Below are 15,243 nucleotides of genomic sequence, written 5' to 3' on the forward strand. Positions count from 1 at the left end.
TCATAAATTCTGAATACACCAACCCACTAGGTGAAATTTTTTCATTTTTTCTATTGACTTTTAACACAACTGCTGATGGCTCTGAAAATTTTATGTCTTCTCCTGGGTCTAAAAGCTGCATTGTTCCTGGCTCTAAACCTGATAATGCTACTCCTTGCTCATTCGCTTCGCCTTCTCCTAAAATATTTGCCTCAGGATCGAGTCTCGTAATAAACCCTGCAAACATCGCTGCTGTCTTTTTTCTCACTAATTCTGCATCATCATACTGGTCAAGTTCATAAAGCTTTAGCAGTATATTAGAAAGCCATGGCTCTCCCCTAATTTGCCCAGGTCTTAGTGGTCTATAAATATGTAAAACATCGTTTGCTGGCACTCTTACTGACTCTCCAAAGGTATTTTCACCAGGGTGTTCTTTAAATAGGTAGTATGCTTCTCTTTGCCCAAGCCTGTTAAACTCAATCCCGTTTCTTATTACATTACCATTTCCTAAAGTTTGATTTGTTTTATTATCTAGATGTTCAGACTCAAGTACTTGCAGTTGTAATGGCACAGAAAATCTATCTTCCAGCTTTCTCGTTCTTAAACGTACAAAACATTCTCCTCCCTCTATCATACTTCTGCATACCAGAGCTTGTAATCCATAAAAATCACTTACTCCGTTACTGTCTGCTTCATCTGTCCATTTTAGCCATAATTCTTGCACCTTCTTTCGAAATTCTCCATCTCTTGCTTTTGATTGCGGTTTTATTCCTGTTCCAATAGAGTTACTTACTATCGTATCAATTATATTTGCAGCGTAAGGATTTTTTCTCACCATATCCCGAGAGCGGCTACGTAAGTGCCCAAGGCTCTGAGAAAGTAAATTATTTATGCTTCCCGCTTCTCCTTGCCAATATATTACCCTTCTTCCTGAGCCTGCTGCATCCCAAGCAGAACTTTTGATTTTTGGCTTACTAAATAGTTGTTTGAAATTTTTCAGCATCATACTAACCAAAATTCTCTTAATTCTTTCAAAGTTCCGTTAAATTTATTTCTGTCACATTTTCCGATTCCTTCTACTTCATGTGGCTCTGGACTTGTTTTACCGTCAGTATATTGCCATAAAATCCAATCATTCCAGCCTTTTGGTAATGTCAGCTCTTTTCTCCAGCTTGCTATCCATAATGGACATTTTGTCAAAGTTGGCGTGGCAAAATCCTTAAGAAAATAGCTACTGCCATAAATTAGGGGTAATCTTCCTGTTACTTCTTCAACTCTCTTTACAAATTCCTCAGCTTGCTTAACTGTAATATTTTTGCCACTTTTATTTTCTTCAATATCCAGCGCAAGTATAGTATTTTTGCTTTCGCCTACCGTTTTTAGAAAATGATCAGCTTGATTTTTGCCGTTTCCTTCTGTGCCAAAATGATATGCTCCCCAGAGTAATCCTTCTTCTTCAGCTTTCTTTCTTCTCTTCGCATACTTTGAATCCACATATTTTAGTCCTTGTGTTGCCTTATGAATTACTCCAATTATACCACTCTCTTTAGCTAACTCAAAATCCACATTTTCTTGCCAATGTGACAAATCTATTATTCCATTTACTGAACTCTCTCTATTCTCCCATAGTTTTATAAAAGTTTTTAATTGCTCTAAAAATTCAGAATATTCCTCTTTTACAACTTTTCTCAGAAAATTTTCCCTCATATAACTCCTTTATTTGTTGCAAAAATAATCTTTCGTTTAGGCTTCATTCCAGCAATCTTTAGTTCACCTTTGATGCGTTGTCTGAGGCTGAGCAAATCATTTATCTGAACTTCAGCATATCTCACAACATGGTCACCATATGCAATTGATACCACTCGTTCTCCGTTTTGTAGTTTCTTTATCGCTTCTTCGACTTGAATTAAATACTCTTCGTTGTACATCTTACTTCTCATTCAACCATTTGCTTTGTCTCACTTTCTTAGGTTTTTTGCTTTCTGGCTTTTCACTTAAACTATTCCATTTACTCTCTGGCCAACGATCGATTCCAAGCGTAATAGATGCAGCTCTTGCATAAATCCTACAGTCTAATACTTCATTTCTTTCTCTTACCTTTTGCCACTCTTGTTTAGTGTATCCTTTCACTACCTTGCTGACTAATTGCTCTGCCGTTAGCTGCTTAAAATATTCAGGTGCATACTCCGGAAAATGACAATATCCTGCTGGCACTTTCTCTTCTTCTTTCAAAATATTAAGTAATTGAAAAAGCTCTGACTTTAATATCGATACTCCTACTGGCCATAGCTTTATTCCTCTTTTTAGCTTTTGACCACCAACTGTTATATCTACTCTACTTGGGCTGCTAAGTGGTACTAGCGCTTTGTTTACACCTTTGACTGCCATTACTCTTCCAGATCCTTGATGACCTCTTACCCAATTGTATACTTCTTGTGTCGCATACCCAGCATCAACCGCCATCATACTTATCATGTATTCAAGACCATTTTCACCGATAAAATGATGATTGAGGAGCTCCGAAAGTTTTCCCCATACTTCTCCTCCTCCAGTATCACCTTCAAATACTCGGTAGTCTATTGACCAACTTTCGCGGCTTTTTCCCCAGGCTACAACTTCTACCTCTAGACGATCTTTTTGTACATCAACACCTGCTGTGAGAACCACTTCACCTTTTGGTACTGTGCCAATCTGAAAAAATTCTCTCCTGTTAAATAATTGCTTCCAGTCAGGTACTTCTCCCTTATCTACCCAAGTTTCTCCTAAAGTGGTATTTATCCAAACTTTTAGTAATTGTTCACTTTCTTTTGCATGAAGAAAATCTTCTACTGCTTGAGTCCAGCTATACCAGCCAACTGGACTATAAAGACTTGAAAGATGAAATCCTTTTTTCTCCCCTTCTTTTGCCTCTGTAGCTCTCCATTCTCCACGTTCTAGCATCTCTGTCTTTTGATGATTTTCTATTTTGCCGCTACATTCAGTGCAGACATAATGTGCTGTTCTTGAGTCGTTATTTTCCCATTTTATTTGTGACCATTTTAGAACTTGATAGTAATTACAATGCGGACATGGTACAAAAAAATATCTCTTATCTGTTGCTTCAAACTCCTTCTCAATTCTGCTTATTCCATGAATCGTTGGTGTTGATACTAAAAAAATCTTTCGACGTGCAAATGTATTAGTTCGAGCAATACTGAGCAGTACTGGATCACCTTCTCCTCCTGAATCTCCTGGATAGGCATCTATTTCATCAAGAAAGAGATATTTTACTGGCATGGATCTAAGTCCTACACTGCTATTCGCTCCAGTTATTACTACTATTCCACCTGGAAACTCCTTACTTTGTACAGTATTGCCTGAGTCTCTTGATCTTGGGTCTTTTACTTTACTCTTTAAACATGGTGTACTCTCTATCAACGGTGCAAATCTTCCTTTTGACCAACGCTTTCCCATTTCAACTGTCGGCTGTACTACTAGCATTGGCCCTGGCGTTTGATCGATGATATAGCCAATCCAATTATTTCCTGCTTCTGTTCCTCCAATCTGTGCTCCTTTCATGAATACTACTTTTTCTGCTGGTGAGGACGGAGATAGTGAATCCATGATTTCTTTTAAATAAGGAGTTCTCTCTGTTCTCCATTTACCTGGCTCTGATGCTGCAGTTGCTGCTAAAACTCGATACTCATTCGCCCACTCTGATACTTTAAGCTGGGGATCTGGTCTTAAACCTTCAGAAAAAGCTCTAGCGTATATCATTGTCTGCATCTACTCATAATTGGTTCTATCTCAATATTGTTAACAGTAGAGTTTATTCCTCCACACTCCTCCAATTCCATAAACATCTTTTTCTGAAATTCGTTTTCTATATATCTTTTACTCATCTCACTTATCATTATTGCTATAACAAGCGCAAATACTCCTGTTACTGTTGCAAAAATGATTGCACTGCTTATTGTTGTTGCTGTTAACCCTATATATACCGATATTGCTACTGCACTTACTGAGGTAAAAATACAGATCACATTATTGTATTTTCTTACTTTTGCATCTCTATATTCTATACATCTATAATAAACTGGTACAGACTTGCCTATCTCATCTGGTAATTTGATACTCTTTTCTTTAAATAAAGTTTTTAGCAATTCTAAATTATTTGACTTGATTGCTGAGTGCAGAACAGGTGTATAGTTTGCTCCTTTTTTCAGTAGTAATTTTACTACATGTAAATGTCCTTTTTCTGCAGCAAGGTAAATCGGTGATAGACCTTTATTGTTTGAAATATCAATATCAATTTCTTCTTTTAAAATAGACTCTACAAGCTCAACTTCTCCCATTTGCGCAGCTAAATGGAGTAGACTATTCTTCTCAGAACCGTATTTATTACTCACCAAAGCCTTCTTTATCTCAGGTTTAGCGTAATCAAATGGTGTTTTGCCGCTATCGTCTTTTACCAATGGATCTATATCTTCTCGCGTTAGTAAGACCTCTATTGTTTTAAGTCTTTCAGCGTAATGTAGTGGTGTTTTATTTTCGTAGTCTTGCAAATTGACTTGAGCATTAGGCTCCCTTATTAAGCATTTGAGGATATCCAAACACAGATCTCTTTCATCGTAATTAGTATTACTTACAGCTATATGAATAGGTAACAATTTCATTGAGTTTTGTCCCATGCGCGTGCTATTTACATCTGCTCCAAGCTTTAGCAGTAACTTTACTATCTCCAATTTTTTGTTATTAACTGCATAGTGCATTGGTGTCTGATTCCGTGCATCAAAGACATCTATTTCAGCTTTTCCTTCTCTTATCAAAATCTTTACAACTTCTGCATGTCCTATTCCTGCTGCTAGATGTAATGGCGTATGATGCAGAGCATTTCGTACATTAACGTCAACACCTTTTCCTATCAAATATCTAACTGCATTAACTTCACCTATCATTGCAGCTAAATGAAGTAAGTTATCTTGTTCTGATCCGTATTTGTTATTAATTAGCGCTTGTAATATTTCTGCTTTTTTCCCTTCTTTGGCGTAATCAAGAGATGTTTTACCATCATTATCTTCCACAAAAGGATTGATATTCTTTTTCGTAAGTAGCAGATCTATCATGCTTAATTCATCAAACTCTATAGCACAATGTAGTGGTGTCTTTCCATTTAATCCTCTAACATTAACATCTAATCCAGGTTGATTGATGAGACACTTTATTAACTCTAAACTTAAGTTATCAGCCATTTTATATTCAAAATCTTTCTTATATTTGAAATTTAGTATTAGATAATTCTTCAAGTGAGTTTGTAATCTCTTCAGTGAGCGTCTTATGAATCTTTTCAGTGTCACTTAGTGATGCAAGCAGTGCTGAAACTCTATTTGGAATATTAAGCAAATTATTACGGACAACTCTTGCTACATTAAATGCTTCGTTTTTTACCTCCTCTACTGCTACAAGTTCACCAATCTCAGCTTTTGCCTTTGCCTCAAGCAGTTTACCTCGTTCCATTTCATTTTTTATTCTAGTTTTTAGCAACATCGTAGAAAGGTTACTTGTACTTTCTGGATTTTTCCTCCTCAGTGGCTGACTTGGATCTCTTATTGCTGCCACCGCTTCATTTGCTTGTTCTCTATTTACCAAACCATCCTCCAACTCAACTATTCCTTTCTTTACTAAATAACAGACATATTGCTTTGATACTCCTATCTCTCTTGCCCATTCCGTCTGCGTGATTTTTTCCACTCTTTTCCTCCACTTTTTTTGCTCCTTTTTACGAATTTTCTTCTTGAATTTCTGCAAAAGTTTTACCAGTACTGGCTAAAAGGGCATCTCTTCCGGTATATATTTGCCAACGTTTTATGGTTACATCTACAAATTTTGAATCTAACTCTATTGTCCTGCAAATTCTTCCTGTTCTCTCACATGCAATCAGTGTACTTCCAGAACCGCTAAATGGATCAAGTACTATGTCTCCTGATCTGCTGCTGTTTACTATTGCTCTCTCCATTAGCTCTACTGGCTTCATTGTTGGATGTAATGAGTTATGTGTTGGCTTATCATAAAACCACAGATCACTTTGATTTCTACCCCCATGCCACTCACGTTTATTGCCGCTTTTCCATCCATAGAGCATTGCTTCGTATTGTCTTTGATAATCTGATCTTCCTAGCGTAAAGTGATTCTTCGCCCAAATGATAAAAGTTGACCATTTTCCTCCCGCTTCCTCAAATGCTTTTTGCAACGTTGAAAACTCTGATGATGATACGCAGATGTAAATTGCACCTTTCGTATATGCTAAAATATGAGTGCAAATATCATAGAGAAAAAGTTCGTACTTTTCACCTTGATTATCGTTTAATATTTTTTTATCTTCTCTCTCTTGGCTACTACCATAATCAACGTTATATGGAGGATCACACACAGTAATATCTGCCATTTTATTGTCTAATACCGCTTTATATGATTCAACTAAAGAGCTATCACCACAATAGATTCGATGATCACCTAAAATCCATAAATCCCCTGGTTTTGTTATTTCTACCTTTTTGTCATCAACAACTAAGTCAGAAAGATCTTCTTCTTCACCATCTAAATCATCAAGAAAGTTTTGAACTTTTTCTAATTCAAATCCTGTCATTTTAAGGTCAAACTGCAAATCTTCTAATTCTTGAATTTCCACCTTCAAAAGATCATCGTCCCATTTTGCCCAGTTAGCTGATTGATTTGCCAGTAACCGAAAAGCTTTAGTTTGTGGTTCATTTAAATTATCACTTAAAACAACAGGAATGCTCTCCATACCAAGTTTTCTTGCTGCTTTAAGTCTTAAATGACCATCAACCACAGTGCCATCGCTTTTTGCAACTATTGGTATACGAAAGCCAAATTCCCTGATTGAAGCACACATTCTATTTACTACGTCATCATTTTTACGTGGATTACGCTCATATTCGACCAGATTTTGAGTAGGATAATAGTGGATTGCTAAATTCATATAATTACTGTACTAATTAAAAAGTTAATATTCAAAATATCTCTGACGCTAAAGAAGGCCTGGGGTCTGACCCACCAAACCCGCCATTATGGCCGAAAGGACCCACTTTTTATGGATTTTTCATCTTATTAATATCTTTACTAATATAGAACATTAATGCCAAAGCATCGGCCTCATTATCATCTCTAGGTAAAAAACTTTTTTCACGTATCGCTTCAATAACTTCACTCTTACTTGCATTGCCTTTGCCTGCTATAAAGCGTTTGATAGTTTTAACATTAACACCTTGGTAGGGAATATTGTTCTCTTCACACCAAGCAGATAGAACGGCAAGAAAACCACCGTAGCAATGAGCGGCATCAGTTCCTAAGTGTCTTCTTACTTCCTCAAAATACACTGCAGAAATGTCCTTCAAAGAATTAAGCCAATTACGAAAATTCAAGAAGCACATGCCACCTCCGCTAAAACGGCTACCATGAAAACTTTTGCTCCCACTTTCAATTACTCCATCTGTTAGAATTGCCCAGCCTGTCTGTTTACCGAGGTCCAGTGTTAGGATTGACATTATTTAAAACTATAAGTAGCACTGATTCCAAAATATCGTCTGGTTCCTCGAACGTACTATCAAAAAGCGGTTTATAGTTTTTTTGTTGGCCAACAACGGAAATTCGAGAATCATGTGCTACTCCTAATACCAAGTCCCGTTAGTAATAAAACAAATGAAAAAGAGCTCTTTTTGCCTATAACTGGGGAATTAAGCAAATTTATAACGTGTTCCATTTGTCTTCCCAATAACGAATATTGGTATAAGAAGTATATGGATTAAGGTTGTCTACGTTATAGTAGCTCTTTCAACTACCTCTTAACAGATATATACTAGAAATGAGGTTGGAAATTTGATTTGCACTAAATTTTTTTTGTTTGAGTTAAGTTATTTCTTCTCAATTACGCAACTTAGCAAACACTTTGTTTCTCTTGCTATCAGCTAATTTAAAGGTTTTCTGGGAACACTCAATAAAAAAAGATGAGAGATACAAGGAACTTATTAAAGCTGTTGCAAAGTGAGTTTTCTCCTTCATACAAATTTTTTCTTTACAATGAATAAAAACGGTGTTAAACTTACCTGTAAGTTTATTTATATCAATCTAATCATTAGTAGTACTTTTTATTTGCTTTTCAAAGGGTGTTAAAGGAAGTGTATGAACAGGAATCATAATGAAATTTTATTCTATGAAACAGATGATGGAAAGGTATGTATTGAAGTTAGATTTGAAAATGAAAATCTATGGCTTACTCAGAAACATATGGCTGAGTTATTTGGCTGTTCAACTGATAATATTTCATTGCACCTAAAAAACATTTATCTATGTAAAGAACTAGATAAAAACTCAACTACCGAGGAATCCTCGATAGTTCAAAAAGAGGGAGAAAGAGAAGTAAAACGTGATGTGGTTTTCTACAATTTAGAGGCTGTGATATCAGTTGGTTATCGTGTCAATTCAGAGCGTGGTGCTGCTTTTCGCACATGGGCAACTGATAAGCTAAAGAAGTATATTTTCAAAGGTTTCGTGATTGATAGCAATAGATTTAAAAATGGCTCTAGATTTGACACTCGGTTTTTTGATGAGTTGCTTGAAGAAATTAGAGAAATTCGTGCAAGTGAGCGTATGGCTTATCAGAAAATCACAGACATTTATGCAACTTCAGTAGACTATGCAAGCTGTTCAACTGAAACAAAAAATTTCTTTGCTATAGTGCAGAATAAATTGCATTTTGCTATTACTGGAAATACAGCAGCAGAAATTATTGCTAACAGAGTGGATAGAAGTAAACCTAATATGGGATTAACAAATTGGCGTAAGGGGCCTAAGGGAAAAATCTTTCTTTCTGACACGCAAGTAGCAAAAAACTATTTAGATAAAAATGAAATTGCTCAGCTAAACAGAATAGTAAATATGTATATAGATTACGCAGAGTTTCAAGCTGCCAGGGGTAAAGTAATGTATATGAAGGATTGGAAAGAGAAACTCGATGCATTTTTAAGATTTAATGAGCAAGATATATTACAGAATTATGGCAAAACCTCTCATGAAGTAGCAATTGCCCTAGCTACAAAAGAATATGAGGTATTTAGAAAAACACAGGATAAGTCATATAAGTCAGACTTTGATAAATTGGTGGAAGAAAAGAAAAGTCTTGATCAAAAAAGTGTAAAAACTTAGAGCTAAATTTCATAAAAGTAAAAAACAATTTAGAAATGCCTTTTAATTGAGTTTTAAGCTATCTTGTTGGTGGGTTGTATAATCGCTTTGAAACTTAATTGTAGTGGCTTTTACCTTTTTGCAGAAGTTAAGTTTTCTGAGTAGTAAGATGAAAGTAGTATATGTTAATTCATACTACTTATTATTATATAATAATAGAAAACTTTAGAGACTGAAAACTGGTCAAAACCCCTCAATATTCCTAAGTTTTTTGCCACCTAAACCAGATTGCAGCTCAGAAATCTGTCAACCCTTAAACTATTGAAAATACATCATTTTTTTGCTAGCAGAAAGTACCAGATCTCATAAACTGCACCAGATTCTGCCAAGACTCTGGAGTCTGGTATTGTAGCTGAGATCTAATTATAGTAAAGCCAAATGTTTGAATCTTCAACTGGCACAATACTTCCATATTCTGGCGATTTGTAATCGGTTGGTAAAATCTTTTCATACACTGTAATATCCTTATTTAGTTGGTTTGTAACTTTCTCTTCCATACCTTCAACACAAGTGTAAAAATGTCTACGAGAACGTTCTGCATCTAACTTATGACCATATTTATAAGCCTCTGATATGCCAGCAGTTATTGATTTATATTTTGATGGAATAGCATACGTAATTCAAACATCAGTTGACGACTACTTTGCCTGTTTGAAAAAATATTTTACAACGAATAAAAGACGTGATAAACTAAAATGAAGTTTTTTTATAACAAGTAAAAATTTAAAGTAGAAAATAATTTAGAAGTCCCTTGTAATTGAGTTTTAAGCTATTCTACGTAAGCAACTTAGGTCTTGGTGGTATAATTGTACCCCAAAGTCATAGAATCGTTTTAAATCCGCATTAAAAGCTATTTCTTGTATTTATGAATATTTTAAGACCTTTCCAGTTCCCCTAACTTCTTTTTTCTTCACTCCCTAAGCATTACTTTAATTCTAGTTAACCTCATTATATTTTCATATTGTTTATTATTATTTGTTATTAGTATATATATATGTATAGTGTTATTTACATATTATAATAATATATAAGATTTTCGGAAAGTGGAAAGCTAGCTACTGTAGCGGGTTTTAGGGCGATCTGATTCATTAAGTCTTTTGGAAATGGAAAGATAAAGTCTTATAGATATTAAATGGATAAAAATACTGAATTTCAATGGTTTAGGTGTATTATATTTCTGTTTCCTTATTTTGAAATTTTGCCGGAAATCACGGAAACTATAAAACTCAGATCGGCCTAGCCAAAGTAATGAAATACATCAAGCTTGCCTATAGTTGCGAAATTTGTATTCCCAGTTTGGCTTAAATGCTTTTTGTATGACCCATTTTTTTAATAAAAGTTTTTTCAAGTTTGTAATTAACCTTTTATTATAGCAGATTTATGCTGATGGCTGTAATACCAAGTCCCGTTAGTAATGAAACAAATGCAAAAGAGCTCTTTTTGCCTATAATTGGGGAATTAAGCAAATTTATAACGCGTCCCATTTGTTTTCCCAATAACGAATATTGGTATAAACTGTTTTTAAAGACTATTAGCAACTTTGAATTTCCCTGCACCCAGCTTAAATTTACCTTCACCTCTTGCAAAAGGACCAGTTGGAACATCAAGCCACTTATCTTCTTTTGAATCTGCAGCCATACCTTTTACTATCTTATTTTCATTTAGCAAACTCTGTACTAAACGTTCAAGTTTATGTCTGCTAGCATTATGAAACATGGGTGGTAATTTATGCCGTTGCTTGAAAACTCCAGGACCACCTGTATGCGTAAATGGATGGCCTTCGTGGGCTGAAAGTTTAATGTAGTGAATAAGTATATTTTTTAACTCTTCATCAGAGGACTTAATAGCATTAATTTGTTCAGATATATCTTCTAGCAAGCCTGTTGATGAACGCGAATAAGTTCTTACACTTCTGTCTGCTGCCCCATTGGACTTAACCACTGCTCCCTGATAAATTTTACTATGAGTTCTTTCAAGCTTTAGTGTATTACACACTGAATTTTGATGCTCTACTGGTGCAGGCCATAATGCAAAAGAGCATCTAACTCCATCAACAAGTGCAGTTGTACCTCTTATTGCATCTCTTGCTTGTTCTACGGTTGTAATTGATCCACATTTAGGTTTTCTCATATGATGTGCAGCAATTACAGTCGCTCCTGTTTCAGTTGCCAAACTTGCAAGCAATCCTGTTGAATACCACCCAAGTTCTGGATCTGAATTTATATCAGCATGAACAAACGATACTAATGGATCAAAAATAATCAGTTTTAAATTTTCAATTGCATTTAATTGTTCGCTAATACCTTCAAATTTTTCTGAAGTTTCAGGACATTTACCACGCGTATTGGTTTTTATTATAGAAAATGGTCCTCCTGTGTTTGGCATAGGTACAATAAATACACGATCCTGGTACTTTGCTCTATTACCTTCAGGATCAAGACGTTCTAAGCGACGATGTATCTCATCTGCATCATCTTCTGCTGAAAAAATTACCACTGATCCGTGCTCTTTTACAAACGAACCAAAACCACAGATCTGATCTGTATCACTTGCAACTTTGAGGGCTAAATCAAGTAGTAGCATTCCTTTGCCTGTATCTCCCATAGCAGCTACTATTGAAGTAACGCCTAAAGGAAATAACCCTTCAACTAGGAACTTTTGTGTTGGTACTTCACCTAAATAACGGCTGAGATTCCAATCTAAAATATTGAGTTTATCATTTTTCTTTAACCTCCTTTCAATAAACTCAGAAGCTCTTATTCCTTCTAACACACAATCAGCAGCATCCCAGCCTTTTGTTTTATTTTGTGGAATATTAAGAATAACAAGTGATTCAACTCCGATCTCTAAAAGCTTTTTTTCAGCATTTTTTGCGTATTTATTACCTGCTTCATCATTATCTGGCCATATAATAATATGTTTACCCTTTAGGGGCGACCAGTCTGTTTTATCAACATCTGCGTTTGCTCCAGACATTGTTGTTGTAGCTACAATTCCTTGTTCTATCAGCGCTTCTGCACATTTTTCTCCTTCAACCAGAATAACTTTATCAGACTTTAAGATTTCTGGAATGTTGTAGAGTGGCCTTATCTCTGGTGCTGCAAACTTAGATTGTTTGACATCAAAAGGCTTGTATACTTTTTTCTTTCCTGGAGGATCAGAACGGTAAACTTTTACAATTACCTGGCCATTTTCATCATAATAATTCCAACTGTGGGTAATAAATTTCTCGAAGTCTTCATCAACATATTGTTTCTCTCTGTATTTTTTATTATTTCCGAGCCATTCACTTATTGAAGCTATTACCTCAGGAAACTCTGTCCTTGCATTCTTTCTATGCACAGCTGCCCAAAGGTCGATAATGTCACCACCTTCTCCAGTTGCAAAATCATTCCATAACCCAGCTCTACTGCCACTTAATTCTACTACCAGACTTTTTCCTTTATTACCATGCACATCACCTACGTAAAACTTATCACCACGAAAAGTTCCTCTTGGTAAAAGGTAAAAAAGACAAGATCTTATGTTAAGCAATAGTTCTGCTTTATCATTTAAAGATTTAGAATCGATATTCATAATAAAACCATAAACAACCTTATATAAGGGTTATTCAAGTTTTGAAGGCTAATGTTTACATCGACATTATTTTAAATCCTACCGCAATTATTCTCAGAAAAAAGCAAGCGAATATCAATAGGTTAAAAATCGCACCGCAATTATTTAAATTTCTCCGAACCTGCAATTAACCGTCTATAAAGGTCATCCTTGATAGTTAATTATTCAAGGAGCTCCAATGAAATCAAAGAATTCTTACTCAGGAATTGATCCCATAATTGTCAAGTACGTTAGACATTACGCAAAATGTATAAAAAACTTAAAGTGTTTTGTTCATGAAAGTCTTGAAGATATTGAGCAAGAACTTTTCTGTATGATTTGGCCTGCTATTGAGAAATATGATGAAAGTAGAAGCTCTTTTTCTACCTTTGTATGTCAACTTACCAAGTGTCGAGCTATTAATTTAATCAATAAGCAAATCTGTAAAAAACGCGGTGGCAGACAGGGTATATTCTATGTTGATCCTGATGATCTACATGAAGTGGTTGATGATAAATGTCGTTCTATCACTGAAATAACAACTCGTATTGATGTGAACGATGTTATCTCAACACTACCCCAAGAATGGCAAGTACTATGCAGACAACTGGAATTTTTCAGTGTTCCAGAAATAGCTGAAATAAATGGAATACCACGCACAACAGTTTATAACACTTTGCAACGAATAAGACGGCACATAAAAAATTTTTTTTAGCAAATCAAACAACAAGTAACAGTTCTAGTATAACTCTTATAGGAGGGCCGCGATATATGACTTTAAAAATAATAAACAGCAAAGAAAGGGTAAAAATAGTAACAGGTGTAAAGGTAGTAATCTTTGGACCTTATGGAATCGGCAAAACCAGTCTGCTTAAAACTTTGAATGAACCAACACTTTGTCTTGATTTTGAAGCAGGACTTTTAGCTGTACAAGACTGGAAAGGGGATTCTATCAATATGCGCACTTGGAATGAGGCCAGAGATATTGCTTGTCTTATTGGTGGGCCAAACCCTGCACTAAAATCTGATCAAGCATACAGCCAAAGACACCATGAACATGTATCTAGCAAGTATAAAGATCTTCTTTCTGAAGTTTCTAAATACCGATGCATCTTTGTAGATAGTATAACTGTTGCTTCACGTTTATGTCTATTATGGGCAAAAATGCAACCTGAAGCTTTTTCTGAAAGAAGTGGAAAGCAAGACATGAGAGCTGCTTACGGAATGCTTGCTCAAGAAATGATGGCTTGGCTCAATCAATTTCAACACATCAGAGATAAAGACATCATCATAGTTGGCACACTAGGTCAATATCTCGATGACTGTAATCGTTCAACCTGGCTACCTCAATGTGAAGGGGCTAAAACTGCTAGTGAGATTCCAGGGATAGTTGATGAAGTAATTAGCATGGTTGGAATCAAGAAAGATGATGGCACAGAGGTTCGCTCATTTGTCTGTCAGACTATTAATACTTGGGGATACCCTGCTAAAGATCGCAGTGGCTGCCTGAATATGGTTGAAGAACCGCATTTAGGTAAATTACTTGCGAAAATTAAAGCCAAAACCTTGGCTTCTATTATTTAATTAAAAATTGGAGAAATTATTATGGAACAAAGCTTTTTCAATATCGGTCAAAAAATTCCCTTTTTCAGTGTGAAAGAATACTTGAATGATCAATCGCCAATACCAGAAGATATAATTTCCCCTAGAATTCTAACTAAAAGAGGTTTGTTAGTACTAGGTGGCCCACCTAAAATTGGCAAGAGTGACTTTTTGATCTCTTGGCTTGTCCACATGGCTGCTGGTAGATCATTTCTTGGCATGACACCAAATAGACCTTTGAAAATTTTCTACATGCAAACTGAAATTGAATATGAATATATGAAAGAACGTTTGCAACAACTTCAACTTGATAACGAACCTTTGGATATAGCTGCTAACAACTTAATCATTACGCCAAAGGTGCACTTATCATTTAATCATGATGAAATAAGTGAAATTAAGGAAATTGTGAATGAACTCTTTAAACCTGATGTTTTGGCCATAGATCCATTACGTAACATCTTTAGCAGCGAGTATGGAAATGAAAATGATAATAGTGCTATGCTGTTTTTTCTGCAAAAGACTCTTGAAAAGCTACGCAGTGCTGTCAATCCAGATGCTTGTATTGTACTCACTCATCATACAAAAAAATTATCGAAAAAGATGCTGGAAGAAGATCCATTTCAGGGTTTAAGCGGAGCTGGTTCTTTGAGGGGATTTTATAGTACTGGCATGGTAATGTTTGCTCATGATGAAGAAAGTACTACCCGTCAAATAGTATTTGAACTGCGTAATGGTGAACGTGTGGCAAGCAAGCTTGTCGATAAGATAAATGGTCGTTGGGAGCTTGTAGACCAATGGAGCAGCTGATTCTTTTTTTTACTTAAT

14 protein-coding genes and 1 pseudogene are annotated in these 15,243 nt (G+C 35.5%); 5 read left to right on the forward strand and 10 right to left on the reverse strand.

Annotated features, from left to right (window positions below; translation table 11 throughout):
* Positions 1–67 precede the first annotated feature (67 nt).
* From OPR50_RS01180 to OPR50_RS01215, 8 genes and pseudogenes are all read right to left on the reverse strand, one after another.
* Positions 68–985: pseudogene (locus tag OPR50_RS01180) on the reverse strand (phage portal protein); the annotation flags it as partial.
* On the reverse strand, positions 982–1,686 hold the full coding sequence (locus OPR50_RS01185) for a glycoside hydrolase family 25 protein (protein ID WP_264336183.1): 705 nt from the start codon (positions 1,684–1,686) through the stop codon (positions 982–984). The pseudogene OPR50_RS01180 and the gene OPR50_RS01185, both read right to left, overlap by 4 nt.
* The gene (locus OPR50_RS01190; protein ID WP_264336184.1) at positions 1,683–1,907 is read right to left on the reverse strand and encodes a gpW family protein; all 225 of its coding nucleotides are present in this window, start codon (positions 1,905–1,907) and stop codon (positions 1,683–1,685) included. The genes OPR50_RS01185 and OPR50_RS01190 overlap by 4 nt, the downstream gene beginning before the upstream one ends.
* A 1-nt stretch (position 1,908) precedes the next feature.
* Entirely contained in the window at positions 1,909–3,735 is a 1,827-nt protein-coding gene (locus OPR50_RS01195; RefSeq protein WP_265024315.1) for a phage terminase large subunit family protein, read from the reverse strand.
* Positions 3,732–5,210: an ankyrin repeat domain-containing protein gene (locus OPR50_RS01200; RefSeq protein WP_265024151.1), complete on the reverse strand. Its 1,479-nt coding sequence runs from the start codon at positions 5,208–5,210 to the stop codon at positions 3,732–3,734. The genes OPR50_RS01195 and OPR50_RS01200 overlap by 4 nt, the downstream gene beginning before the upstream one ends.
* Before the next feature lie 19 nt (positions 5,211–5,229).
* Positions 5,230–5,709: a hypothetical protein gene (locus tag OPR50_RS01205; RefSeq protein ID WP_253303082.1), complete on the reverse strand. Its 480-nt coding sequence runs from the start codon at positions 5,707–5,709 to the stop codon at positions 5,230–5,232.
* Between the two features lie 28 nt (positions 5,710–5,737).
* Complete coding sequence (locus OPR50_RS01210) at positions 5,738–6,958, reverse strand: DNA modification methylase (protein ID WP_265024152.1); 1,221 nt, start codon at positions 6,956–6,958, stop codon at positions 5,738–5,740.
* Positions 6,959–7,067: 109 nt separating this feature from the next.
* Positions 7,068–7,523 carry a crossover junction endodeoxyribonuclease RuvC gene (locus OPR50_RS01215; RefSeq protein ID WP_253303080.1) on the reverse strand — a complete coding sequence of 152 codons (456 nt, stop codon included), beginning with the start codon at positions 7,521–7,523 and terminating at the stop codon, positions 7,068–7,070.
* Positions 7,524–8,157: 634 nt separating this feature from the next.
* Here OPR50_RS01215 and OPR50_RS01220 point away from each other — a divergent pair.
* Positions 8,158–9,180 carry a virulence RhuM family protein gene (locus tag OPR50_RS01220; RefSeq protein WP_172758862.1) on the forward strand — a complete coding sequence of 341 codons (1,023 nt, stop codon included), beginning with the start codon at positions 8,158–8,160 and terminating at the stop codon, positions 9,178–9,180.
* 398 nt (positions 9,181–9,578) lie between these two features.
* Here OPR50_RS01220 and OPR50_RS01225 read toward each other — a convergent pair whose 3' ends face one another.
* A complete protein-coding gene (locus OPR50_RS01225; RefSeq protein ID WP_019236431.1) occupies positions 9,579–9,716 on the reverse strand; it encodes a hypothetical protein in 138 nt (45 codons plus the stop codon).
* Positions 9,717–9,792: 76 nt separating this feature from the next.
* Between OPR50_RS01225 and OPR50_RS01230 the strand changes: the two genes are divergently transcribed.
* Positions 9,793–9,918, forward strand: a complete 126-nt coding sequence (locus tag OPR50_RS01230) for a hypothetical protein (protein WP_019236432.1) — start codon at positions 9,793–9,795, stop codon at positions 9,916–9,918.
* Between the two features lie 822 nt (positions 9,919–10,740).
* On the opposite strand, the gene OPR50_RS01235 is transcribed toward OPR50_RS01230, so the two are convergent.
* A complete protein-coding gene (locus OPR50_RS01235; RefSeq protein WP_265024153.1) occupies positions 10,741–12,795 on the reverse strand; it encodes an AAA family ATPase in 2,055 nt (684 codons plus the stop codon).
* 217 nt (positions 12,796–13,012) lie between these two features.
* Between OPR50_RS01235 and OPR50_RS01240 the strand changes: the two genes are divergently transcribed.
* From OPR50_RS01240 to OPR50_RS01250, 3 genes are read left to right on the forward strand one after another with little or no spacing between them, the layout of a single operon-like run.
* A complete protein-coding gene (locus tag OPR50_RS01240) occupies positions 13,013–13,528 on the forward strand; it encodes an RNA polymerase sigma factor (RefSeq protein WP_265024154.1) in 516 nt (171 codons plus the stop codon).
* A gap of 56 nt (positions 13,529–13,584) precedes the next feature.
* Positions 13,585–14,397: an ATP-binding protein gene (locus tag OPR50_RS01245; RefSeq protein WP_214303314.1), complete on the forward strand. Its 813-nt coding sequence runs from the start codon at positions 13,585–13,587 to the stop codon at positions 14,395–14,397.
* A gap of 21 nt (positions 14,398–14,418) precedes the next feature.
* Entirely contained in the window at positions 14,419–15,225 is an 807-nt protein-coding gene (locus tag OPR50_RS01250) for an AAA family ATPase (protein WP_214303313.1), read from the forward strand.
* Positions 15,226–15,243 lie beyond the last annotated feature (18 nt).

This window comes from Wolbachia endosymbiont (group A) of Epagoge grotiana, from assembly GCF_947251775.1.
Classification (GTDB): domain Bacteria; phylum Pseudomonadota; class Alphaproteobacteria; order Rickettsiales; family Anaplasmataceae; genus Wolbachia; species Wolbachia pipientis.

What these genes read in the sequence shown, in the direction of transcription:
- OPR50_RS01215 (WP_253303080.1), bottom strand. Translation starts at nt 7,523, where the DNA reads ATGTCAATCCTAACACTGGACCTCGGTAAACAGACAGGCTGGGCAATT.
- OPR50_RS01190 (WP_264336184.1), bottom strand. Translation starts at nt 1,907, where the DNA reads ATGTACAACGAAGAGTATTTAATTCAAGTCGAAGAAGCGATAAAGAAA.
- OPR50_RS01185 (WP_264336183.1), bottom strand. Translation starts at nt 1,686, where the DNA reads ATGAGGGAAAATTTTCTGAGAAAAGTTGTAAAAGAGGAATATTCTGAA.
- OPR50_RS01210 (WP_265024152.1), bottom strand. Translation starts at nt 6,958, where the DNA reads ATGAATTTAGCAATCCACTATTATCCTACTCAAAATCTGGTCGAATAT.
- OPR50_RS01230 (WP_019236432.1), top strand. Translation starts at nt 9,793, where the DNA reads ATGCCAGCAGTTATTGATTTATATTTTGATGGAATAGCATACGTAATT.
- OPR50_RS01245 (WP_214303314.1), top strand. Translation starts at nt 13,585, where the DNA reads ATGACTTTAAAAATAATAAACAGCAAAGAAAGGGTAAAAATAGTAACA.
- OPR50_RS01250 (WP_214303313.1), top strand. Translation starts at nt 14,419, where the DNA reads ATGGAACAAAGCTTTTTCAATATCGGTCAAAAAATTCCCTTTTTCAGT.
- OPR50_RS01225 (WP_019236431.1), bottom strand. Translation starts at nt 9,716, where the DNA reads ATGGAAGAGAAAGTTACAAACCAACTAAATAAGGATATTACAGTGTAT.
- OPR50_RS01200 (WP_265024151.1), bottom strand. Translation starts at nt 5,210, where the DNA reads ATGGCTGATAACTTAAGTTTAGAGTTAATAAAGTGTCTCATCAATCAA.
- OPR50_RS01195 (WP_265024315.1), bottom strand. Translation starts at nt 3,735, where the DNA reads ATGATATACGCTAGAGCTTTTTCTGAAGGTTTAAGACCAGATCCCCAG.
- OPR50_RS01220 (WP_172758862.1), top strand. Translation starts at nt 8,158, where the DNA reads ATGAACAGGAATCATAATGAAATTTTATTCTATGAAACAGATGATGGA.
- OPR50_RS01235 (WP_265024153.1), bottom strand. Translation starts at nt 12,795, where the DNA reads ATGAATATCGATTCTAAATCTTTAAATGATAAAGCAGAACTATTGCTT.
- OPR50_RS01240 (WP_265024154.1), top strand. Translation starts at nt 13,013, where the DNA reads ATGAAATCAAAGAATTCTTACTCAGGAATTGATCCCATAATTGTCAAG.